General features: G+C 65.3%; 18 protein-coding genes. 6 read left to right on the plus strand and 12 right to left on the minus strand.

Annotation, left to right across the window (positions count from 1 at the left end):
- Positions 1-52 precede the first annotated feature (52 nt).
- From WG901_RS21590 to WG901_RS21610, 5 genes are all read right to left on the minus strand, one after another.
- Positions 53-280 (minus strand): hypothetical protein, encoded by a 228-nt coding sequence (locus tag WG901_RS21590; RefSeq protein ID WP_339589198.1) that lies wholly within the window; start codon positions 278-280, stop codon positions 53-55.
- 2 nt (positions 281-282) lie between these two features.
- Positions 283-468 (minus strand): hypothetical protein, encoded by a 186-nt coding sequence (locus WG901_RS21595; RefSeq protein WP_339589199.1) that lies wholly within the window; start codon positions 466-468, stop codon positions 283-285.
- 123 nt (positions 469-591) lie between these two features.
- The gene (locus WG901_RS21600) at positions 592-2,013 is read right to left on the minus strand and encodes an acyl-CoA reductase (protein WP_339589200.1); all 1,422 of its coding nucleotides are present in this window, start codon (positions 2,011-2,013) and stop codon (positions 592-594) included.
- Between the two features lie 55 nt (positions 2,014-2,068).
- Positions 2,069-2,614, minus strand: coding sequence for a hypothetical protein (locus WG901_RS21605; protein WP_339589201.1), 546 nt, complete (start codon positions 2,612-2,614; stop codon positions 2,069-2,071).
- Between the two features lie 78 nt (positions 2,615-2,692).
- Complete coding sequence (locus tag WG901_RS21610; protein WP_339589202.1) at positions 2,693-3,433, minus strand: hypothetical protein; 741 nt, start codon at positions 3,431-3,433, stop codon at positions 2,693-2,695.
- 118 nt (positions 3,434-3,551) lie between these two features.
- On the opposite strand from WG901_RS21610, the gene WG901_RS21615 reads away from it, so the two are divergent.
- On the plus strand, positions 3,552-4,454 hold the full coding sequence (locus WG901_RS21615; protein ID WP_339589203.1) for an SDR family oxidoreductase: 903 nt from the start codon (positions 3,552-3,554) through the stop codon (positions 4,452-4,454).
- Here WG901_RS21615 and WG901_RS21620 read toward each other — a convergent pair.
- From WG901_RS21620 to WG901_RS21635, 4 genes are all read right to left on the minus strand, one after another.
- Entirely contained in the window at positions 4,445-4,990 is a 546-nt protein-coding gene (locus tag WG901_RS21620) for a TetR/AcrR family transcriptional regulator (RefSeq protein ID WP_339589204.1), read from the minus strand. The genes WG901_RS21615 and WG901_RS21620 overlap by 10 nt on opposite strands.
- A gap of 166 nt (positions 4,991-5,156) precedes the next feature.
- Positions 5,157-6,407, minus strand: a complete 1,251-nt coding sequence (locus WG901_RS21625; protein WP_339589205.1) for an MFS transporter — start codon at positions 6,405-6,407, stop codon at positions 5,157-5,159.
- 98 nt (positions 6,408-6,505) lie between these two features.
- Positions 6,506-9,028, minus strand: coding sequence for a TonB-dependent receptor (locus tag WG901_RS21630; protein WP_339589206.1), 2,523 nt, complete (start codon positions 9,026-9,028; stop codon positions 6,506-6,508).
- A gap of 682 nt (positions 9,029-9,710) precedes the next feature.
- Complete coding sequence (locus WG901_RS21635; RefSeq protein WP_339589207.1) at positions 9,711-10,298, minus strand: TetR/AcrR family transcriptional regulator; 588 nt, start codon at positions 10,296-10,298, stop codon at positions 9,711-9,713.
- Between the two features lie 258 nt (positions 10,299-10,556).
- On the opposite strand from WG901_RS21635, the gene WG901_RS21640 reads away from it, so the two are divergent.
- The 5 genes from WG901_RS21640 (at position 10,557) to WG901_RS21660 (ending at position 18,327) form a co-directional block, all read left to right on the plus strand.
- Entirely contained in the window at positions 10,557-13,082 is a 2,526-nt protein-coding gene (locus tag WG901_RS21640; RefSeq protein ID WP_339589208.1) for a TonB-dependent receptor, read from the plus strand.
- 57 nt (positions 13,083-13,139) lie between these two features.
- The gene (locus WG901_RS21645; protein ID WP_339589209.1) at positions 13,140-14,540 is read left to right on the plus strand and encodes an alpha/beta hydrolase; all 1,401 of its coding nucleotides are present in this window, start codon (positions 13,140-13,142) and stop codon (positions 14,538-14,540) included.
- 63 nt (positions 14,541-14,603) lie between these two features.
- Positions 14,604-14,813 carry a hypothetical protein gene (locus WG901_RS21650; RefSeq protein ID WP_339589210.1) on the plus strand — a complete coding sequence of 70 codons (210 nt, stop codon included), beginning with the start codon at positions 14,604-14,606 and terminating at the stop codon, positions 14,811-14,813.
- A gap of 118 nt (positions 14,814-14,931) precedes the next feature.
- Complete coding sequence (locus WG901_RS21655; protein ID WP_339589211.1) at positions 14,932-16,473, plus strand: glycosyl hydrolase family 79 N-terminal domain-containing protein; 1,542 nt, start codon at positions 14,932-14,934, stop codon at positions 16,471-16,473.
- A gap of 261 nt (positions 16,474-16,734) precedes the next feature.
- Positions 16,735-18,327, plus strand: coding sequence for an Hcp family type VI secretion system effector (locus WG901_RS21660; protein WP_339589212.1), 1,593 nt, complete (start codon positions 16,735-16,737; stop codon positions 18,325-18,327).
- Between the two features lie 29 nt (positions 18,328-18,356).
- On the opposite strand, the gene WG901_RS21665 is transcribed toward WG901_RS21660, so the two are convergent.
- Genes WG901_RS21665 through WG901_RS21675 form a run of 3 tightly spaced genes read right to left on the minus strand, consistent with a single transcriptional unit; the run spans position 18,357 to position 21,981 of the window.
- The gene (locus WG901_RS21665; RefSeq protein WP_339589241.1) at positions 18,357-18,866 is read right to left on the minus strand and encodes a VOC family protein; all 510 of its coding nucleotides are present in this window, start codon (positions 18,864-18,866) and stop codon (positions 18,357-18,359) included.
- Positions 18,867-18,894: 28 nt separating this feature from the next.
- On the minus strand, positions 18,895-20,244 hold the full coding sequence (locus WG901_RS21670) for a DUF1552 domain-containing protein (RefSeq protein WP_339589213.1): 1,350 nt from the start codon (positions 20,242-20,244) through the stop codon (positions 18,895-18,897).
- A gap of 24 nt (positions 20,245-20,268) precedes the next feature.
- Complete coding sequence (locus tag WG901_RS21675; protein WP_339589214.1) at positions 20,269-21,981, minus strand: DUF1592 domain-containing protein; 1,713 nt, start codon at positions 21,979-21,981, stop codon at positions 20,269-20,271.
- Between the last annotated feature and the right edge of the window lie 114 nt (positions 21,982-22,095).

Below are 22,095 nucleotides of genomic sequence, written 5' to 3' on the forward strand. Positions count from 1 at the left end.
TCGAGCCCGCTTCACCAATCCGAACGGCGCGCATGACGCCGAGTACACCAAGTCAATGGAGGCGGCGATCGCTCGCGGGTCGGCCCTGCGTGCGGCGATGGGCATCGACGAGCGCGCGACCAAGCGCCGCCTCGATCGCCTCGAGATCGCTGCCACCCAGCGTCGCCTCATGTTCGCATAAGGGGCAGGTGATCGGCGCCTGGATGCTATCGAACGAGATGTGGAAACGCTCGCCGCAATGGCAGTCGAGTTGGACGATGGCGCGCAGGTCCGATGCCATCGTCAGCCCGCCGAGATGAAGACCGGGATGACGTTCAGGAAAGCGGTCGGGTCGTCGCCCTTCCCGAACCGACGGCGAGATTTGGACCGGCCATCCATTTCCAGGCTCATCGGTTCGAAACGCGCCGCTGCGATGATGGCGAACTCAAAGCCATCAGCCCGTTCGTCATCAGCCTTCTCCCTGGTCAAAACTTGCGCGGCACGCTCGCAGCCCGACGATATGAGGCAAGTGTTTCGTAAAGATCAAGGTCGTGTCGCAGGCACGCCAAGAGACGACCGCGATGCGGGCCCACCTCGCATCGCGGTCCGCCCTTATCGATGTTCGACACCGTCCTCGTTAGCCATCCAGTGGACGAAGCGATGCAATGGGTACATCGCGTCGTGCGGATTGCCGATCGCGCTGGGTCCGGCTTCACCGAGCCGGACGACGCGCTGGGCGCCGCCGCTGGCGAGGTGGTCGCGCAGCGAGGCCATGCGGTCGAACGGATAGACGCCGACGGTCTGGGTCGCGACGTTGACGTATTTCATCGCTTCCATGAGGTCGGGCACACAGACGACGTTCGAGGTCTTGCGCAGCGGATGGAAATCGACCGGTTCCTCCGAGCGGATCGCGACGCCGCGGCCGTCAGTCTTGCCGAAGACGGCGTATTCGTCGTCCATCATCCGCAGGACGTCGATCTGCTCCTTGAGCTCCATGTCGAGCGGACGCGGCGTGCCCTCGCCCATGCGATCGATCCGGATCTGCTCGGCCAGGACCTCGCAGTAGCGATCGGCTTGCTCGGGGCTCGCCTCGATGAAGGTGAAGCGGCTCGACACGCAGGGTTCCTGCCCGCCCATGGCGACGTCGCCGGCGTTCAGCGTCGCCGCCTCGACCATCGCCTCATCGCTCGCGAAGGCCTCGCGGCCGACCATCGAGATCGAGGTCTTGGGATCGAACGAGACCAGTTGAAAGCCCGGGCCGACGTACTTCATGACGTTGTTGATCGCATCGCCGCCGCCCCAGGCGACGAGCTTGTCGAAATACTGCGGGCGATAGAGCACGCGCTCGACGCTCTCCTCGCCGCCGCGCCAGTAGATCGCCGACATCGACCGGACGACCGGGTGGTTCGGATCGACCTCGGCCATGGTGCGCAGGAATGCGACGGTCGAGAAGGGATCGGCCGAGGCCATCTTGAACAGCGAGACCGACTTCACGAGCGCGGACTGAGCGATCGACTGAATACCCTGGGTCGGAGCATTGCCCGGGAGGACATGGATCAGGCGCGGCGCATAGGCGCGGATGAAACTGCGGCGCCCCGTATGGTCGGTATGCGGTACCCATTCGTCGAGCGCCTTGGGATTGGGGAAGTTCTGCTCGACCAGTTCGCGCAGGACCTTCGGGTTGAGATAGCCGATTGCGTGTTTAAGCTGGAACTCGATCGATTTACGCGGCTGCAGGCTGACCTTGGCCATGCGGTCGATCGTGGTCTGGATGTGCGGGTTGTTCGGATCGGCCAGCCGCTGTCCGGCTTCGTGAAGAAAGTCGATAATTTCGGACACCGGCGTGTTGAGCAGCGGCGGCAGTTCCGAACGCGGGTGGACGAGACTGTCGAGATCGATCTTCGGCGTCGCGAAGTCGACCCCGAGGTCGCGCGAGCGGTGGATCTGCTCGGCGCCCTCGACGAGCTTGCCGCGAATGAAGAACGGTGCGGAATCCGCCTCGGTCGCGGCGGCGATATCAGTCACGGTGTTCATGGATTCTCTTTCGGAAGGACGCAGAGGGAAGCCGCAGTTCAAGATAGGCCCCAGTTCAGGAAAGGCCGCGGACATAGGCGTCGACCGTACCGGCACAGCCGATCTTGTCGTCGCCCTCGAGGTCTGCGTAGCGAGCGATATCGTCCTTGATCGAGGGCGAGGCATTGCCGCAGGCGCAAGGGGCAAAATCGATCTCGATGCGATCGCCCGAGATCACTCCGCCCCAGCGCCCGTCCATCGACAGGTCGAAGAAGGCCGCGCGTCCTTCGACCTTGCCCTCGAAACCCTTTGCTCCGAAACCCGGCGCGAGTTCGTCGCCTTCCTTGTTGAGGGGTAGAGCCACGAGCCAGGCCGGCAAGTGATAGCGCTGGCCTTCCTGGCAGCGCGGCATCGACGTGTTGATCTCCTGCATACCGTACATCTGGTAGATGAAGCGCGGCTGGAGATTGAAAGTCTCGTAGACGTATTCGCGGTAGTTGTCGGGCAACTTGGCGCGCTTGAGACCGCCGCCGAGGAACACGCCGTTCTCGGGATGGAAGTCCTTGGCGCTGTAGCCCTTCGCGCGCACGGCCTCGGCGAAGGGATAGAGCGATCCCCACATGCCGGTGACGTAAAGGCGCTGGTCGCGCTTGGCGATGATGTCGTCGACCGCCCCCTCGTGCGCGGCATCGAGTGCTTGCTAGCGGCCGGCGGATTCGGCCTCGAACTCGGCGATCTCGCCCGGCTTGGCCGTCCCGTCGGCGATCGCTTTCCTCAGCGTGATCATCTTGGTCATCGAGCCGATCGTGACCGGCGGAAGCCCGGAATTGAACCGCGGCGCCGCCGGATCGACGAAGGCGCCCATCATGGCCATGCCCATCGCGGTGTTGCGCGGCGTATAGGCGACGGCGCCCGCCGCACCGGCCGTGGTGCGCATGTCGCCTACACGGATGTCCGAACCCCACTGGACGGCAGCGACGCCATCCCTGGCCGCGAAATCGAGATCCGCTTGCGAGGCGACGAGCATCGCCGACTTGCCTGTGGTCCCCGACGAGCACGAGACGTGATGCCCGGCCTTGCCGCAGGCAGCGACCCAGCCGTCGATATCCTCGACCGCAGAAAGATCGACATTGTCGGTCGGATAGGCCGAGACGGTACCCAGCCACTTGGTCAGACGGTCCCACTTCTTCTCGGTGAGGAAGCTCTCGGGATAGGACTTGTAGGCCGTGTGCGGCAGCAGCAAGGGCACCACGTCGGCGAGGCTCGCGACCTCGGCGATGCCGGCGTCGGCCGCGCGCAACTTGACCAGCTTGATCCGCTCGCCCTGCTCGGCCAGCCGTTCGGCGATTGCCGCCACCTGGACCTCGCGCACCTCGTCATAGGACGCATAGGCCTGCGCGGTTCCAGCCGTGCTCAGCAGCTTGTCGCAATTGGTACCCAAGATCCTTCTCCCGTATCGAATCGATTTGCTTCGACGGAAACGATAATGTGTTATATGAAATAACACAACGGGCATGAGCGACAGGCCGTAGCGAGCCAAAGGAAGAGGACTTTTCAGAATGCAGACCTATCGGCCACCTTCGCAGACCGGCACATTGTCGGTCGTCACGGGCACCGGCGGCCTCGGCTACGAAGTCGCGCTGTCTCTCGCCAGGGCGGGCGGCCGCGTCATCCTTGCGGGACGCGATGCGGGAAAGGGCGCCGAAGCTGTCGCGAGGATCGCGGCGACCGTGCCAGGCGCCGACGTCGCCTACGGAGCGCTCGATCTCGCCAGCTTGCGATCGGTGCGCGAATTCGCATCGCGCCTCCGCAGGCAGGAAACGGTGGTCGATCGGCTGATCAACAATGCCGGTATCATGTCGCCGCCCGAACTCGAGCTGACCGAGGAGGGTCACGAACTGCAGTTCGGCGTCAACTACCTCGCCCATTTCGCGCTGACGGCCGAACTGCTGCCGCTGCTCCGCGCGGCATCGGACCCGCGCGTGGTCAGCGTGACGAGCCTCGCGCAACACTATGCCAAGTTCGACATCGATAACCTGCGCAGCGAAAAGGGCTATCATCCCGGCCGCGCCTATTGCGGGTCGAAGCTGCTCCAGGCGATGTTCGCGCGTGAGTTGCAGGAGCGCAGCAATGCGGCCGGCTGGGGCCTCAAGAGCCTCGCCGCCCATCCGGGCTTTGCCGGCACCAACCTGTTCGCGACGGGCGGCGGGGTCAGCCGGTTCGTCAGCACTCGCATCATCCTCCTACTGATCGGTCAGACCGCGGCGCAAGGCGCCCAGCCCATCCTCTATGCCGCGGGCTCACCCGTTGCTGCGGGCGGCAGTCTCTACGGCCCCACGGGCTTCATGCAGATGCGCGGTGCCCCCGGCCCCGGCAAATATGCCAAGATCGTCGACGACCAGGCCCTTCGCGACGAGGTTTGGCGCCGGTCCGAGGATCTGGCGGGCGTCCGCTACGGCTGATCCGGCTTCGTATCCCGGCTCAGCGCCGGCACGATGCGCGGCCGCGCGGCGACATCGACGATCAAGGCGTCGAACAGCGCGACGATATCGTCCAGCGGATAGTCCTCGGGCTGACGCAGCCACCAGGCCAGAATCTCGAAGATGCCGCTCGTGACGAAGGGCGCGGCGAGTTCGACGGGCAGCCAGGGATTGGCCCGGGGTCCGCTGTGCCCGAGTTCCTCGGCAATCCGCGCGAATTCCGCGCGCATGATGTGCGCGGCGCCCCCGTTGAGCAGGACGGTCCAGAGCTTGCGATGGGCATGAACGTAGCTGCACAGATCGAAGGCGCTGCCTTGCCCCTCCCCGTTCAGCGCCGCATGGCCGAGCGAGATGAGTGCGTGCACCTCGTCGGTCGCGATCTCCTCGAGAAGTTCGTTCTTGGTCGCGTATCGACGGAAGAACGTGGGATAGCTGAGACCGGCACCATCGGTGATCTCCTTGATCGAGATCTCTTCGAGCGGCTTGCGTTCGATCAGTTCGAGGAACGTCGCGCGCATGGCCTCGGCGGATCGCTGTGCCCGCGCGTCGCCGCTCTTCGACGGTGTCGTCGTCCTTGCTCGGGCCAAAACGGATCGTTCCCTGAATGCGCCGGCCAGCACGCGCTGGTTCTCCCGCTCTATCGCGAAAACGCCCGCGCTTGTCAGCCGCGAACTCGCGGCCACCTCATCGGGGCGGGGTCTCCCACGCCGGATAGGCTCCGAGCCGGAAGATCAGCGCCGCGCAGAGCAGGCTCGCGGCGATGCCCGTCCACAGCAGCGGGCCATAGCTGCCGAAGTGATCGAAGACCGCGCCGGCCGCAACCGAACCCAGGCCGCCGCCGATACCGACGAGACTGGTCATGACGCCGAAGATCTTGCCGAAGTGCGCCATCCCGGCATAGCGCCCGGTCAGATAGGCGCAGACCTGCAGCTTGGTGCCGGTCGTATAGCCGATGATCATCATCGCCGCGACGTACCACCAGGCCGCCTGCTGCGGCTGAAGCAGCATGAGGTAGGCAAGAGCCGGCGCGAGCAGCGTGACCGCACCGACGAGGCCCGCGTTCCAGCGATCGGTCATCCAGCCGGTCAGAAGCTTGCCGGCGATCGCCGCGGCACCCGACAGGCTCGCGAGCCAGGCCGCGTCGGCCCGCGAAACACCGGTCGAGGTCAGGAGCGGTACCTGGTGGATCAGGATCGCCGTCCCGATGAACATGGTGATCAGCGTGGACAGGCCGATCCGCAGCAACGGCAGGCTGCGCAGCGCCTCGCGCAGGGTCAGCCCGGGCGGCGCGATTTCGGGCTTCGCGGGCTCGGCGCCCATCGGAGCGGCCAGGCGATCGCGATCGCGCGGGTCGTAAAGGAAGAACAAGGCCAGCAGCACGCAGGGCGCGGCCCAACCCAGACCTATCCAGAGATAGGCCTGACGCCAGCCGAAGGTATCGGTCAACCACTGCGCCAGCGGCGGCGCGGCAATCTGCGATATGGCCGTGCCGCAGAGCACGACGCCGAGGGCGAACCCGCGGGCGGCGGTGAAGGCATTGGACACGGCAGTGGTCCAGACCGTGGCCTTGATGCCAAGGCTGACCAGTCCGTAGAACAGCCAGATCAGATACCATTGCGCCATCGAACCGTTGGCCAGGCTGACCAGGGCCAGGGCCACGCCGGTGAGCACGAGCGAGGGCAAGGCCATTCGCCGGCTGCCCCAACGGTCGATGAGGCCGCCGATCGAGGGCGAGAGCAGCACCATGATCAGTGATGGGATCACGCTGACCACCGAGATCTGCGCCCTGCTCCAGCCGAACTCGGCCTCGAGCGGTTCCATCACGAGGCCGATGACATAGGAGGAGACCGTGTGCAGCGAGAAGCCCGCTGCCGAAGCGAGTACCAGTGGCCAGTACTCGCGCCATTCGTCTCTAGCCTGCGTCGCGCTGTTCACGGCGTTCCTTCCTCGATCGCCGCCATGCCGGCACGAAATACCTGGGCCATGCCCCGCGGGTGCCCGGAGCGGAGGAGCTGGACACCCGCGAGACCTCTTTAGAACTCGATCGAGAGATCGACGCCGTAGGTGCGCGCCGGCACGTAGCTGGCCGAGGTCGCGAAAGGCGTGAACAAGGCCGTGGTCATGTCGCGGCGATTGGTCAGGTTCTTGCCCCAGAGCGCGAGCTCCGCATCCACGGGGCCGAGCGCGAGACGGCGCAGCGCGACGCGGCCGTTGATCGTCCAGTAGCCGTCGACCTTCTCGGCCCCGCGGTTCCAGTCGAAGATCTGGATCGCCGGGTTGCCCGCGAAGCTCATGCCGCCCTGATAGAAGGCGTCGGCGCGCAGGCTGAGCGTCGTTTCGCCGAACAGGGGCTGGGTTTCGTAGGAACCATAGACGCTCCCGGTCCAGGCAGGCCGTGCCGTCACGTCGAGCCTGCCGCCGTTGGCGGCGAGGACGCCGGGCTCGACGAAGGGGAACGAGATGTCGGTGTAGCTGAGGCTGCCGCCCATCGTCACGCCGCGCGTGGGCGCGGCGGTGACTTCGAGCTCGAATCCACGCGCGCGGACCTTGCCCTGGTCGCCGACGAAGACGCTGAGCTTGGGCAGCATTTCGCCCGCGATGGTGGCCCCGTAGAGCTGGGTCAGGATCGGCAGCGCGAGTGCCGCCGATGCCGTCGCCGAGGTCGATTGCGACTGCTGGAAGTGATTGTAGTCGACGTGGAACACCGCAAGGTTGGTGCGCAGCTTGTTGTCGAGGAAATCAGCCTTGATGCCCAGTTCCCAGGACTTCGCGGTCTCCGGCTCGTAGGGGATGCCGCCCGTCGAGCCGCCCGACACGAACGAGTTCGAGAACTTGCCGTAGATCAGCGTATCGTCGTTCGGCGTCCAGTTCAGGCCGACCAGGAAGTTGGGCTTGGTCTTCTTGAAGTCGGGCGGCGTGATGACCGTGTTGGGCGAGACGACGCCCGTGGGCCCACGCGTGTTATAGGTGAAAGTGCTGGACTTCTTGTCCCGCGTGATGCGCGCGCCTAGCACGACCTCGAACTGCGGCGTGAACTTGTACTCGAGCTGCGCATAGGCCGCGATCGAAGTCGCCTCGTTGTTGTAGACGCCCTCGTTGCCCAGCGGGATCTTGCCGTTCTGCGGCACGAAGGTCGGAAACGACAGCGTGTTCTGCAGGCCCTGTGGACCGCCGGCGACGTCCTTCGAGTGGAACCACAGCGCGCCGACCGTGGCGTTGAGATTGCCCGAGGTGAAGTTGACCTGGAGTTCGTCGCTCCACTGCTTCGAGACCGAGGCCGATTGCGCCGCGACGAGAATGAAGCGCTGGCCGACCAGAGGCGCGAGCTGCGCCGCGAAAGCGGGGATGGCGGCCTGGGCTGCCGCGGCGTTCGGGATGCCGGGCGTACCGATCGAGCTGAACGCGACGAGCGTCGCATAGGGCACCAGCGCGGGCTGGGTGAAGGTCAGGCTCGAGATGCCGTCGATCGGCGTGGGCCCGAGCACTTGCGACTTGCGATAGGCGAAGATGTTCTTGACCGTCAGGCTATCGCTGGCCTGCCAGGTCGCCGTCGCGCTGTGGCCCTGGACGGTCTGCGTGCGCGGCACGGCGAAGCCGTTGGTCGCCACGTCGGGACGCTTACCGTCGGCCCGGGCATAGAGGTTCTGGCTCGCATAGAGCGGTTTCAGGATATTCCCGACGAGCGCGGGCAATTGCGAGAAGTTGGGATCATAGCCGACGAAACCGGTGACGTCGGGCGTGCCGCTGTCCTCGTTGCGGTCGTACTTGTAGACGATCTTGAAGGTGTCGCTGGGCTCGAACTTGACCGAACCGAAGTACGAATTGGAATCGACCGTACCCAGGTATTCTGCCGAGCGCTGGACGCCGAAGGGCGAGCTCGAGCGATCCCAGATCAGGCCGGCGGCGGCGTTGCGCACCTCGCCGCGGCGGTAGTTGCGCACGAAGCTGCCGAAGGCGCTGAACGGCCCCATCTGCGGCAGATCCGCGGTCACGCGAAAGCGGTAGGCATCGCGGTTGCCGATCGAGCCTTCGGCCTTGATGTGCGCCTCGCCGCTCGGATCGCGCGTCGTGATGCTGATTGCGCCTGCGGTCGCGTTGCGACCGAACAGCGTACCCTGGGGACCGCGCAGAACCTCGAGCCGCTGGATGTCGGGCAGCTCGAAGATCGAGCCGCGCGGGCTGCTGACGTAGACGCCGTCGATGTAGATCGAGACCTGCTTGTCCGAGCCCGGCACCACGCCGAAGCTGCTCTGGCCGCGGATGGTGAAGACGGGCACCGAGCTACCGCCCGGCGATGGCTTGACCGTGACACCCGGGGCGATCGCCGAAAGGTCGTTGACCGTGAAGATCCGGTTGGCCTGCAGGCTGTCGGGCGTGATCGCGGTGACCGCGATCGGCACGTCCTGCAGGCTCTGCTCGCGCTTCTGCGCGGTGACGACGATTTCCTCTAGCCCGCCCTCGCCCGCGGCGTTCTGCGCCCAGGCCGGCGCCGCGGCCATCGCGCTGGCCGCCAGTATCGTCGAAGCCAGCCAGGCGCGCCGAAAATGAGCCTTCATGTTCTCTCTCCCCTTGAAGCCGGGCGAACATCGGTTCGCCGTTGGATCGTTTCCCGAACGGCAAAGGGGCTCGATCATTCCGTCAGGGACAAGTCCGCCATGCGCCGCGCATGCGGCATGCCTTCAGGCACGCCGGGTCTGGCGCCCCACGGGCCTAGCGAACTGCTCCATTGCCGGAATTCAACCTCACGGGCACAAGCCAAAGGCCGCGCACGCCGCTCCCTGTCCGCACTTGTCGTTCTATGATTCGCCGTATAAGTGTGTTATATATTATAACACAATACGAAAAATCCGTCCGGTTGGAAATTTTCGACCAGATGACTGGAGAGCAATGTCAGCGGCATTTTTCGCCTAGCCAACGACATGCTTGCCCAATCACGGAATTCAGGCGGCCTGCAATGGCACACCCCAATCCATTTCGGTATGGATGGCGCAGTTCTATTTCAAGATTTGAACTTATTCGGCAGATTTACCTTCGGACATCCACTGGATGCAGCCCGCGCCGATATTCTGCAGCGCTCCTCGCTCCCTGGCAGGACCCCGAAGCGCTAACGTAATGGTCAGCATCATGGCGGGACTGCTGCGATAGTCAAGTGCCGAGAAGATATCCGCAGCGAGATCGGTGCTGCCGCCGCGTCGGCTTGGCCCCAGCCCCTCCGGATCGCCCAGCGCGCAGCACAAGCTACAGCAGGTTGACGCCGTCTGGGCGGATGACCGACTTCACGATCAGCGCGTCGATGATCCGGACGACGTTTTCCATCGGATAGTCGGCGGGCTGGCCGAGCCACCAGGCGAGTATCTCGAAAAGCCCGCCGACGACGAAGGGGGCAGCGAGATCGACCGGAAGCCAGGAATCGCTTCGCTCGCCGATCTGCTTGGCGATCCGCAAGAATTCTCCGCGCATCGCAGGCGCCGCGCCGCAGGTCAGCAGCCGCGTCCAGAGCGCACGATGCTCGTCAACGTAGCGGCACAGAGCCCAGAGCGATTCCACCTGGGCCTCGGATTCGAACATCGGAAGGCTCAGAGACAGCAGTTGGCGCACCTCCTCGGTCGCCACATCCTCGAGGAGTTCCTCCTTGCTGGCATAACGTCGGAAAAAGACCGGATAGCTGACCCCGGCTTGGGCGGTGATGTCGCGGATCGCAATGTGATCGAAGGGACGGGTCCCGATCAGCTCCAGCAACGCGGCTCTCAGCGACTCGCGCGAGCGCATGGCGCGGGCATCGGTTGGACGCGACATCCGCTTTTTCACCGTGTGCGCATCGGCCATCGGTTCGGCGCAAGCCCCCTTTTTGGATCCGTCACGGCCGACAGGGCCGAGGCCCAGGCTTGTAGCGCGACCGCCCCTCCCCCCGTCAATCTCGCCCCGCACATTCAACCAGATTGACGAATTGGTCAGTCCCCTTTACGTAACACTATAGAACGTAAATCGAGATATCGGTCAGAGGCTGCCACCAGCGGCCCGCCGGATTGCACGTTCCCAGGGAAAAATCCGCGCGTCGGCGCGGCCATGAGGGGAAATCTAAAGATGAATTGGAAACAAGCGCTCCTGCTCGCGGGCGTCGGACTCTCCTCGCTCGCCGCGCCCGCCCAGGCGCAAGAGGCGGCGGACGGAGCCAGCGAACCCACGGCCGACATCATCGTCAGCGCCCGCCGTCGCGACGAAAGCCTCCAGGACGTGCCGCAGACCGTCAACGCGGTGTCGAGCGAGACGATCCAGAAGCTGCGCATCAACAATGCCAGCGACATCGCGCAGATCGTCCCGGGCCTCACCATCGAGGGCGGCTCTTCGGGCAGCGGCGGTTTCGGCGCCAGCTCGGGCATGCGCGGTGTGCCGACCTTCCTCAATTCGAACGCCAGTCCCGTCGTCCAGTTCTACCTCAACGACGCGCCGACCGGCCGCGGCCCCGAGGTGACCCAGTCGCTGTTCGACATCGGCCAGATCGAAGTCCTCAAGGGCCCGCAAGGCACCTTGCGCGGCCGCTCGGCACCGACGGGCGCGATCACCATCACGTCGCGGCGCCCCGACCTCGACGAGGTCGGCGGCTTCATGAATCTCAGCGGATCGAACCGCGGCAACATCAATGCTCAGGCGGCGATCAATGTGCCGCTGATCGCCGGCGTGCTCGCCCTGCGCGTGGCCGGCGCGGTCGATCACAACGAAGGTAACGGTGTCACCAGCGCGAATCTGCGCGCCGATCCCTACATTAAGAATGAGGCACTGCGCGCGACGCTACGCTTCGAGCCAAGCTCCACTTTCAATGCCACCGTCATGTACCAGCGTCTGTGGCGCGATACACGCTCGTTCAACCAGGTCGTCGGCAACGGCAACGGCATCAATGGGCCGGTCATCGCCGCCGACGATCGACTGGGCATCACCGATGGCCCGAGCGAGAACAGCAGCGCCGTCGATTTCGTGGTCGGCCAGGCCGAACTTCGGTTCGCTGGCCAGAAGCTGAGCTACGTCGGCTCCTACCGGAACGGTCGATCGACCGGCCGGACGCCGCAGGATGTCGCGAACGTGCTGCCCGGCATCGAGTACTATCAGACAACCAACACCCCGGCGCAGGAAGTCTCGCAAGAGCTTCGCCTGAGCTCGGAAGAACGCATCGCCGGCATCTTCGACTACACGCTTGGTGTGTTCTATGACCGGGAAACCTCGAAACCGACGGTCAACGGCGTCGCCTCGTTCCTGACTGGCGCTTTCGGTCGCCCAGGCGCGCCCGTCGTGCAAACACCGCTCGATCGCTACACCCTGAACACCGCGATCGCCATCTCGCCGATCGCGACCGAAAAGTCGGTCTTCGGCAGCGTGACCGCGCACCTCGGCGAGAACACCGAGCTGTCGGCCGGCGGTCGCTATATCGATTTCGAGCGGCGCGATCGCTACACGCTCGGACTGCAAGGGGGCTTCAACGCGCTCAACAATCCCACCGGCGGCTTGGTCCCCTGCGCCGGCCTCGGTGCCTTGAGCCCGCAGCTCGCTGGCGCGGTCGCAAGTCCCGTCTACAGCGGGGTCTGCGACCTGCCGATCCCGTCGCAGACGCTGCAGAACGTCGATCGGACGACGAAGTTCACACCGTTCCTCTACAACGTGTCGCTGTCGCACAAGTTCAGCAGGGACTTCATGGTCTATGCGAATGTCGGCTCCGCCTTCCGCTCGGCCGGCCCTCAGATCGGCCTCACCAGCCTCACGACCTGCTGCACCCAGATCGGCGGCCCCAGCCTTGCGGGGATCGACGACCTGATCTTCCACGGCCAGGAGGATTCGACGACTTACGAGCTCGGCTTCAAGTCGACTTTTTTCGATCGCCGCGCGCGTCTCAACGTCTCGGTGTTCAAGCAGACCTTCGACAACTTCTTCTTCCTGACCCAGGCGACGCGTTATCTCGCGGTCACCACGAGCCTCGCGGGCGCCAATGTCTCGTCGTCGGAATTCACCGCCGACGCCAAGGCCAAGGTCAAGGGCATCGACGTCGAGGCGGGCTTCCAGATCACGCCGCGCTGGAACCTGGATCTCGGTTTCAGCTGGTCGAAGGCGCAGCTCGACGATGCACTGATCCCCTGCAACGACGGCAACTTCGACGGGGTGGTCGACACCATCGTCCCGACGACCCAGGCCTTCGTCAACGCCGGCGTGATCGTCGCGCGCTGTCGCTCGAGCGAATCCATCTCGCGCACGCCGCGCTGGAACCTGACCGCCCAGTCCGAATACAGCGCGCCGATCTCGGGTGCGGTCGACGGCTTCCTGCGCGGCAACTTCGTCTACTATCCGGACAACCCGAACTCGAGCCAGGGCATCGTCATCGACAAGTACAGCCTGCTCAACCTCTTCGCGGGCGTGCGGTCGTCGGACAACGCATGGGAGATCTCGGTCTTCGCGAACAACGTCCTGAACACCCAGCAGGTGCTCTCGATCAATCCGGTCGCTCCGGTCTCCTCCGGCAACGTCGCCGCGACCTTCGGGCGACCAGCCTCCGGCTACCAGCAGATCGCCTACACGCCGCGACGCGAGTTCGGTCTCCTGGTGCGCTACGCGTTCGGCGCGCGCTGACGACGACTTGCCGGTACGGCCTTGGCCGTACCGGCAACAGGTTTGAGGGGAAGGACGATGATCGCAGGACTGTCGCTCGGCGCGCGGATAGTGCTCGCGGCGCTCGTATTGGTCGAAGCCTTACCGGCCGTAGCCCAGGCTCCGGCGGAGCAGGCCGTTCCTCTGCCAGCGCTGGTCTCCAAAGCCGATCTTTCGCCGCGGCTCAAGGAGTACACGCTCCGCACACCACTACTGGCGTTTCGAAGCCTCGGCCCCATCCCCGGCAATCCGCAGGGTGAGACCAAAGTGCGCGTGCTGCTTCCCGCAGGATACGATCCCAAGTCCGCCAGCCGCTATCCCGTGCTCTACCTCTTCCACGGCGGCGGCGGCAACCAGACCGAATGGACGACGCCCGCGAGCAAAGGCAAGGCAGAGGAACTGACCGAGGGCCTGCCTTTGATCGTCGTCATGCCCGAGGGCGGCCTCGCGGGGGGCTACGCCGACTGGTACAACGACGGTGCCTTTGGTCCACCGCGCTGGAAGTCCTATCACCTCGACCAGCTGATCCCTTGGATCGACGCGAATTTCCGCACCATCGCGACACGCACCGGCCGGGCAACCGCGGGCCTCTCGATGGGCGGCGGTGGCCTGCGCTATGCGGCGATGCGCCCCGAGCTGATCGGCGCCACGGCCGCGTTCTCAGGCGACATCGACATTCTCCAGCCGGCAAGCGACTGGAACGGTATGGGCGCACCGATCAGCCGGCTGATCTGGGGCGATCGCAAGATGCAGGAAGTGAGATGGCGCGGCGCCAACGGCCCCGATCTCGCCAAGAACCTGTCGAACACCGATGTCGCCATCTTCACCGGCGATACCGGCAGACCCGAGGGCGTCTACATCCTCCAGGGCTCGACCGCGATGCATCGCCGGCTGGACGAATTCGGCATAGCCCACGGCTTCACCGTCTATCCGGGCATGACCCACAGCTGGCCGACCTGGAACCGGGCGCTCGCCGCTTGGCTGCCCTCGCTGATGAAGCACTTTCGCACCGCAGCCGCGACGACGGCTCCGCCGCGGACGTTCACTTTCTCCACGATCGCCCCCGACTATTCGCTCTACGGATGGACCGTACGTATCGAACGCAAGGCCGACGAATTCAGCGCGCTCGAAGTCGCAGGCCCCCGTGCATTCAGCATCGTCGGCAGCGGCGAGGCCCTCGTGCAGACACCGCCGCTCGCTCGACCGGACACGCCGCTGCACGTCAGGATCGGCTCGCGAACGATCACGCTACGCACCGATTCCGAAGGACGGCTGTCTGTGCGCGCGCAGATCGGTCCGGCAAACCCTTCTCAGCAATACGCACCCGGCGGCCAAGCCATCAGGAATGGCGGAAAGACGGAGCGCGTCCCCTTTGAACGGGTCGACGACGGTTCAAATTTCGTCCGGGTGAGCGTGCGCGTCGGGGGCGAGACGCGATGATGCCTGCACCGGTGTCGGTTTGCGAACCGGATCGGGAAGGCAAGCTGATGGGGAGCGGCCTCGATGCGCTTTTGTGACGAATATCGCGGCTATCGGATCAGGTACCGTCGGCGACGCGGCTGGGTCGCGAACATCTGGCCGCCGCAGTCCTTGTTTCCGCTGCGCGAGATTCCCCACATCACCGACGCCGAGGGCAAGGCGCTGATCGAGCGGCGCGCGCGCGAGGTGATCGACGCCCATATCGACAGTCTCAAGGATCTAAGGCGGCTCTGAGGAACGAGTCCGAAGTCTAAAGCTGGTCCAGACATCATGGCAATCGAAAGAGATTGCATATCACCGGGAGAGAAACGTGACCAAGCACGCAGTGACGCAACGCTTAATAGGAGCTGTCATGCTGCTGGCCGCAAGCAGCGAGGCACCGGCTTCGTCACAAGAGACGGTCGTTCGCCTCGACCCTCGCGGAATGAACGCGGTTGCACGCGTCGATACCCGCTTCCAGTCCTACAATATCGAGATGGCCGAGATCGTCGGCGGGCGCTTCTGGGCACCTTACAAGGACCCGGGCATCCCGGCACCAGCCGAAGGACCACGCCCTGGGGGCAGCCTCGGCTTCGAAGCATCTTTGTTCCGTCAGCGACCGCCCGCGGAACTATCGAACGTCCGTCTGCGCAACATGGCAAGGGCGCTGGGCCCCGCCTACATTCGGGTCAGCGGTTCCTGGGCGAACAAGACGTTCTTCCAGGACGACGACGGTCCCCGTCTCGCCACGCCGCCCAAGGGTTTCGAGAACGTCCTGACCCGTCGGCAATGGGCGGGATTCCTGGATTTCGCCAAGGCCGTCGACGGGCGGATCACCACCTCTTTCGCGGTGAGCGTCGGCGCACGCGATGCCGCCGGTATCTGGTCGCCCGCCGAAGCGCGCAAGCTTCTACGCTACACACGCGAGCTAGGGGGCTCGATCCACAGCGCCGAACTGATCAACGAACCCAACCTCGGCGCCACGTCGGGTCTGCCGGCCGGTTACGACGCGAGCAATTTCGCGCGCGACATCGCCGCCTTCCGGACTTTCATCCAGAACGAAGCTCCCGAAATCCGGACCGTGGGTCCCGGATCGACCGGGGAAACGGGGGTTGCGCTATTCAACAGTCGCGGCCTTGCCAGCGAGCAGATGCTGAGCGCTGAGCCGCGCGCGAGCTTCGACTATTTCTCCTATCACTTCTACGGCGGTCGCTCGCAACGTTGCGCGCGGATGGCGCCCAGCAGCGCCATCTCGCCGCAGAACGCGCTCGATGAAGAATGGCTTGCTCGAACGGACCGGGCCCTGGCCTTCTACAAGGACCTGCGCAATCGCCACATGCCCGGCGTGCCGATCTGGCTCAACGAGACGGCTCAGGCTTCGTGCGGCGGTGACAATTGGGCCGCCAGCTTCCTCGATACGTTCCGCTACGTCGACCAAATGGGGCGGCTCGCAAAGCAGGGCGTCTCCGTCATCATGCACAACACCCTGGCCGCCAGCGACTATGGGCTGATCGAAGAGGAAACGCTCGCGCCGCGTCCCAATTACTGGGCGGCGGTGCTGTGGCGCCGCCTGATGGGCGAAGTGGTGCTCGACGCAGGCCCGTTGAGACCCGGTCTCCACGTCTACGCGCATTGCTTGCGAGGGCGCTCTGGCGGCGTCGCATTTGCCGTAATCAACCTCGACAGGACCGAGGAAGCCCATCTCACGCTGCCATTGCCGGCCCAGCGCTACGCGCTCTCGGCCGATGATCTGCAGAGCACGACGATCAAGCTGAACGGAAAGCCCCTCGCCTTGGCGGGAGACCGCCTGCCGACGCTTCCGGGGACCAAAGCGAGTGGACGCGATATAAGTCTGGCACCAGCCAGCATCACGTTCCTCGCGGCACCGTCGGCCGCCAACCGCGCGTGTCGGTAGCCCAGGATTGCGTCAGCCCCCGCTGGGCGACCCCACTAGAAACCTAGCCGGATGCGGCAGTAGCAGCACGTCGCTCCCTGCCGACCGGGCTCGGCCGAAGCCGGTGCTCGCCCAGCGCAAAAGCATTTGCATGTCCCCGGTAATATGCTCAGACTATTCTGAGCACATTACCGGGAGAGAATCGTGATCAGGCAAGCCGCCAGAGCCAAGCCGAAAACGAGCCACGCGAGGCACTTTCGAAATTGCCTGGTTGCGCTGGCATTGGCGGGCAGCACCCTGGGATCGGGGCCGGCGGCGGCCCAGTTCTACATCGGACCCAGCTATCTCTTGGTCCCCGGCGCGACCGGCGATGCGAAGGAGCCATCGCACAGGGACTGGATCCGCGCCGAGGCCCGTTACTGGACCGAGCGCCCGAAGCTCCCGGAGATCCGGGGCATCACCGCGCTCAAGAACGACCTCCTATTTTCCGGATCGACCGCACCCACGCAAGGTCCGAACGTGCTGACCCTGTCGATCGACAAACGCAGCCCGTCGCTCCCGGCGCTGATGGCGCGTTGCCGCAGCGGCGAACGTTTGGCCGAAGTCCGCTATGCCGAGGCTGCCGAGATCGCGCGTCATCCGCAGGAACATGGCCCCAAGCCCGCGGACGTACCCGACTTCTACGAGTACGTGCTTTCGGGCGTCACCCTGGACTGTCCGACTGTGGTGGACGCCCCCGAGCAGGCACTGCGATTGAAGTTCGAGGCGATCCGCTGGGTCAATCATCGCCCCCAGCCCGAACCGCGTGCCATCGCCGCCCGCCCCGCGATCCTGCAGCCGGCCAGCCTCTCCGGCTACAGACGCACCTTCGTGATCTCGTGGTTCGCTGCGGTCACCGATGCCGCCCCTGACCAATGTCCTCGGATGAACAGCAAGCCCTCGCCCGCGGACTATTTCGCGCTGATGCCAGAGGACAAGGCCGCGCGGCTACGCAAGGAGCTCGCCGACAAGGGCGTCGGCCCCGAGCGCATGCCCTATCGCGGCCCCGAGGAACTCGACGTCAATCTGCTACCGGGTATCGTCGCCGATCCGGGCCACCAGGCGCCGCACGCCGATATCGTGAAGGGCTTCGATCTCGACGGGGACGATGGCCGTGGTCCGCCGTCTGCCGGGGTGCGCGCCCATAAGAACTTTATCTCGCCCGACGGACGCCGCGGCATCGACAACCAGCTGTTCACGGTGGAGGGCTGCGTAGAGGGGCTCCGGCGCAAGGGCTTCCTGCCGATGATCTTCAACGAGGGGCGCGCGGCCGGCCAGCCGAGCGCGCTCGTCGAGATCAGCGGTATCGACGACGAGCGCAACGACGACGACGTGCGCGTGACCCTGTTCTACAGCGAGGACGGTCTTCGTCGCAGTCCGGCCAAGGTCGTGCTGCCCGACTACACGTTCCGTGTTTCCGCCAGCCCGGAATTCACCCAGGATTTCGTGCGTCTGCGCGGCAGGATCGTGGACGGCGTGATTGAGACCGATCCCGGCGACACGCTACACGTGCACGAAGTCACTGGGATCGAGACGACCTTCGTGAAGCCACGGATGCGGCTCGAGTTCACGCCCGAGGGCGGTATCAAGGGCGTGATTGGTGGCTATCTCGACTGGCGCAAGCGGCTCGTATTCCAGATCTACCGGGGCAGCGACTACGAGAACACGGTCGGCCTCCAGGCCCCGGCGATCTACAATGCCATGAAGCGCGCGGCCGACGGACTGCGCGATCCGGTGACCGGCGAATTCAACGGCATTTCCGCCGCCTTCGATATCGAGGGTGTGCCAGCCTTCGTTCCGCCGGACCGGGCGAGCAGGCTGGCCGCGGGCCGCTGAGCGGCGGCGCTCGCGCCGCCGCCAGAACGTCAGCCCTGGATGACCTCGACAGTATAGCCGTCGGGATCGGTCAGCATCATCAAGGTGACCGTGCCATGTGCGCCCTTGATCTCCCCTGCGGGGAAACCATTGGCGCGCAGACTGGCGTTGGCGGCCTGGAGGTCGGGGAGCCGCAGCACGACGCGCGCGAAGCCGAACCCGTGCTCGATTGGGCGCGTCCCGCTCGCGCTCCGATCGCTAAGCAGCATCAACATGGTATCGGCCGGGCCATTGCCGAAATTGAGCACCGTGTCGGGACGCGACTTGTCCGCCGCGCCTGGCGGGCTGAACTGCGCCATCACCCGCATGCCCAGAGCATCGCGGTAGAACTTCAGCGACCTTTGCAGGTCGGAGACATGGACCGCCGCGCCGATGACGGCGCCGCGCTTGGGCGCCGCGGCCGATGCCGCGGCAGGCGTCTGTGCCTGCGCCTCGACTGCGCCGCCCAGCCAGGCGGCGGCAGCCGCACCGCAAAGCGATGCGGCCAGGATATGATGCATTCGCACGATGTTTCTCCCCCAGCCTATTTCAGGCCATGACTTCGCTGATCGGCTTCGAGGTCTGCATGCCGCCCTCGCCCCAGGTTTCCACGGGCATTCCCATGACCTGCTGGATGGTCAGGCCGACCCGCGAGCTCGGATCGCCCTTGCCATCGATGTGCTGTCCCGACTTCCATTTGCCGCCGGCGCGGCCCGCGACGAGGATCGGCAGGTTATCGACCGAGTGGATCTTCGCGAAATTGCTCTCCGACGTCGCTAGCACGAGCGTGTTGTCGAGCAGGGTGCCGGCGCCTTCCTTGACCCCGTCGAGCATCTTCAGCATCGAGCCCAGCGTCTCCATCGACCGTTCGACGAAATAGGTCGCCTTCGGCTGGTAACCGAGCGTCTCGTCGACCGGCTCCTCGTGGGTCAGCTCGTGGTGCGAGACGGGATCGCCGGCCTTGCGCAGGTTCGAGCCCGCGTTCGACAGCGCGACGTTGAACACGCGCGTCTGGTTGCAGGCGAGCGCCATCACGAGAAGCTGGCCGAGCAGGTCGTGACTGGTCATAGCCATATCCCAGGTCGGCCCGAGTTCGTGCCGGGCGGGTTCCTTCGCCACGACGCAGGCTTCGGCTGGAGCAGGCTTCTCGAGCATCATCGACATCTGCTGCTCGACCTGGCGGACCGAGGTGAAATACTGGTCGACGCGCTGACGGTCCGAGGCCCCGAGCGTGCGCATCAGGTCGTCGCGATCCTCCTTCACCGCGCTGAGCACGGATTCGCGCAGCATGATCGCGGGATCGGGCGTGAATTCAGCCTTGTTCGGGTCCTTGAACTCGGGGCCGAACAGCCGGCGATAGAGCGCGACCGGATCGACCTCGCTGGGATTGACCGTCGCGCCGGTGCGCATCGAATAGGAGACGCTCGACTGCCCGGTGCAAGCGACCTCGAGCGAGGAGTAGCGCGTGCCCTTGCCGATGTGATCGGCGACCAGGCAGTCGATCGTCGGCAGGAGACTGGTGCCGCCCTGCTGGCCACCGACGAGCGGCGCCGCGCCCGAGAGCGTCGCCATGACGCCCGACCAGTGGACGAGGTTGGGCCGGCCCGCGAGATTGCAGTTGAGGTTGGAGAAGATCGTGACCTTGTCCTTGAACGGCGCGATTGGCCGTAGCTCCTCCTTGATGTCGTAGTCCTTGCCCACCTTGCTGGGGAACCAGCGCGCGGTATTGACCCCGCACCCCCAGAACCAGGTGCCGAAGCGGGTGGGTATCGGCTTGCCGGTAGCCGCCATCGCCTCGCCGTTGCCATCGAGAAACAGATCGAGGATCGGCAGCGCCATCGCCACGGCCGAGCCGCGGATTGCACCCCTCAGGATATTGCGGCGTGAAATATCAGCCATAGGGACCTCCCAGATGGACCGCGCTCATCGCGCGGCGACGACCTTGTTCGGGGCGAGCGGGGCATCGGCTGCGACGCTGGCGAACGATGGACTCGTGGCGATGCGACGCAGCAGCATAGGAAACTGGTACCGGTCGGCGGCGAAGCGCGTGACCGCGTGCTCGAGCCACTTTTCCTGGCTCGTGTTCAGAGTCCGGCCCACGCCATATTCGAAGGCGCGCTGGACCACGCAGGTAGACGCGCTCTCGCTGGCTCGCATGAGCTGCTGGAGGTCGAGCACATTCTTGTAGGGCTTGCCCTCGTAGACCCCGCTGGCGTCGATCAGGGCGCCGTTCTCGTGGGTGCGGAAGGCACCGCTCGCGTCGTAGTTCTCCATGGAGAGCCCGATCGGATCGGTGATCGCGTGGCAACCCGAACAGGCCGGGTTCTCCTGGTGGATAGAAAGGCGCTCGCGCGCGGTCCGGTGGACGAGATCGCCGGTATTCTGGACGGCGGCGAAGTTCACGTTCGGCGGGGGCGCCGGCACCGGCTCGCAAAGGAACAGCTCGCGCACGGTCTTGCCGCGGATCGTCGGGGAACTGCGACCTTCGTGCGTCGGATCCAGCATCAGGAAGCCGGCCAGAGTCAGAATGCCCGCACGCTTGTCCGATGGCGCGAAAGTGTGGGGGACCCAGCCCTCGACCCCGCCCTCCTCGACCGGCACCCGATAGAGCGCTGCGAGATTGCGGTTGAGGAAGGTCTTTCGCGTCGTGAAGAGGTCGCGATAGTCGCCCTTGTTCGTGACCAGCAGGTCGACGATCGTGCGCAGCAGCTGTTCCTGTGCGTCCTTGGCCATCGCCGCACTGTACTTGGGATAGATCGCCTGGTCCTTCGACAGCCCGTCGAACTGCTCGAACCCGAACATGTCGGAGAAGAATGCGCGCACGCCCTGTTCGAAGCGCGGTGAGGCCATCATCCTGTCGACCTGGAGAGACAGCTTCGCCGGGTCGCGCAGATCGCCGCGTGCGGCCGCGTCGAGGAGATCGGCGTCGGGCGGCAGGTCCCAGAGGAGGAAGGATATCCGCGAAGCCAGCGAGTAGTCGTCGAGACGCCGCGATGCGGGGCTGGCGGGGTCGACCTCGCTGGCCTCGACGCGGAAGATGAATTTCGGGGAAGAAAGCATCCGCGAGAGACCGATTTCCAGCCCCTTGTAGAAATCGTGGCTGGCCCGCGTGGCCCCTTCCGACAATCCGATCACACCATCGAGCTCGGCCCGCGTCAGCGGCCGCCGATAGAGCAGCCGGCCGTAGTGGCTCAGGAAGTCACTCGCGCAGGTCCGATCGAACGCGCCTGGCGACTGCGGCGCGCAGGACAGCACGCGTGCACGTCGTCCTTCGGCGAGAACCTGCGCGGCGATCTCGCGCGCCCGCAGTTCGTACTGCTCGACACCCGACGGCGAGACCGTGACCACCCCGTCGCCGACCGCCATCAGGCCTTGGCGAAGTGGCGGCTCGAAGCGCCCCGGCACGCGGATGCCTTCGCCGAAGATCTGCTCAATCGAACGGACGTACTGCGACTGGCTGAGACGGCGCAGACCGGGCAGGCCACCGATCGTGTCGGGCTCCGGCGACGCGATGACGGTCGCGGCATGGCCCGCGGCCACGGGCTCTGCGGGCGCGTTGGTGACGAGCGCGCCGAGCGCGATCGCCGCCAGGCCCGACAGACCGAGGAACCGCACTTTCGGTGGAATCCGCTTCACGTCCAGGCCCCTCATCCCTCAGATTTCTCGAATCGGCGCTCTCGCCGTATGCTCAGACATATCTGAGCTTTTGCCGCAAAGGGCGCAAGATGTTTTAGCTCAAGGCGAGTTCCG

The organism is Novosphingobium anseongense (assembly GCF_037482895.1).
Lineage (GTDB): Bacteria > Pseudomonadota > Alphaproteobacteria > Sphingomonadales > Sphingomonadaceae > Novosphingobium > Novosphingobium anseongense.

Bases quoted from the DNA above. Each gene is read 5' to 3' on its own strand.
- WG901_RS21590 (WP_339589198.1), bottom strand. From the start codon at position 280: ATGGCATCGGACCTGCGCGCCATCGTCCAACTCGACTGCCATTGCGGC.
- WG901_RS21600 (WP_339589200.1), bottom strand. From the start codon at position 2,013: ATGAACACCGTGACTGATATCGCCGCCGCGACCGAGGCGGATTCCGCA.
- WG901_RS21605 (WP_339589201.1), bottom strand. From the start codon at position 2,614: ATGTGGGGATCGCTCTATCCCTTCGCCGAGGCCGTGCGCGCGAAGGGC.
- WG901_RS21615 (WP_339589203.1), top strand. From the start codon at position 3,552: ATGCAGACCTATCGGCCACCTTCGCAGACCGGCACATTGTCGGTCGTC.
- WG901_RS21620 (WP_339589204.1), bottom strand. From the start codon at position 4,990: ATGCGCGCGACGTTCCTCGAACTGATCGAACGCAAGCCGCTCGAAGAG.
- WG901_RS21630 (WP_339589206.1), bottom strand. From the start codon at position 9,028: ATGAAGGCTCATTTTCGGCGCGCCTGGCTGGCTTCGACGATACTGGCG.
- WG901_RS21635 (WP_339589207.1), bottom strand. From the start codon at position 10,298: ATGGCCGATGCGCACACGGTGAAAAAGCGGATGTCGCGTCCAACCGAT.
- WG901_RS21640 (WP_339589208.1), top strand. From the start codon at position 10,557: ATGAATTGGAAACAAGCGCTCCTGCTCGCGGGCGTCGGACTCTCCTCG.
- WG901_RS21645 (WP_339589209.1), top strand. From the start codon at position 13,140: ATGATCGCAGGACTGTCGCTCGGCGCGCGGATAGTGCTCGCGGCGCTC.
- WG901_RS21650 (WP_339589210.1), top strand. From the start codon at position 14,604: ATGCGCTTTTGTGACGAATATCGCGGCTATCGGATCAGGTACCGTCGG.
- WG901_RS21655 (WP_339589211.1), top strand. From the start codon at position 14,932: ATGCTGCTGGCCGCAAGCAGCGAGGCACCGGCTTCGTCACAAGAGACG.
- WG901_RS21665 (WP_339589241.1), bottom strand. From the start codon at position 18,866: ATGCATCATATCCTGGCCGCATCGCTTTGCGGTGCGGCTGCCGCCGCC.
- WG901_RS21670 (WP_339589213.1), bottom strand. From the start codon at position 20,244: ATGGCTGATATTTCACGCCGCAATATCCTGAGGGGTGCAATCCGCGGC.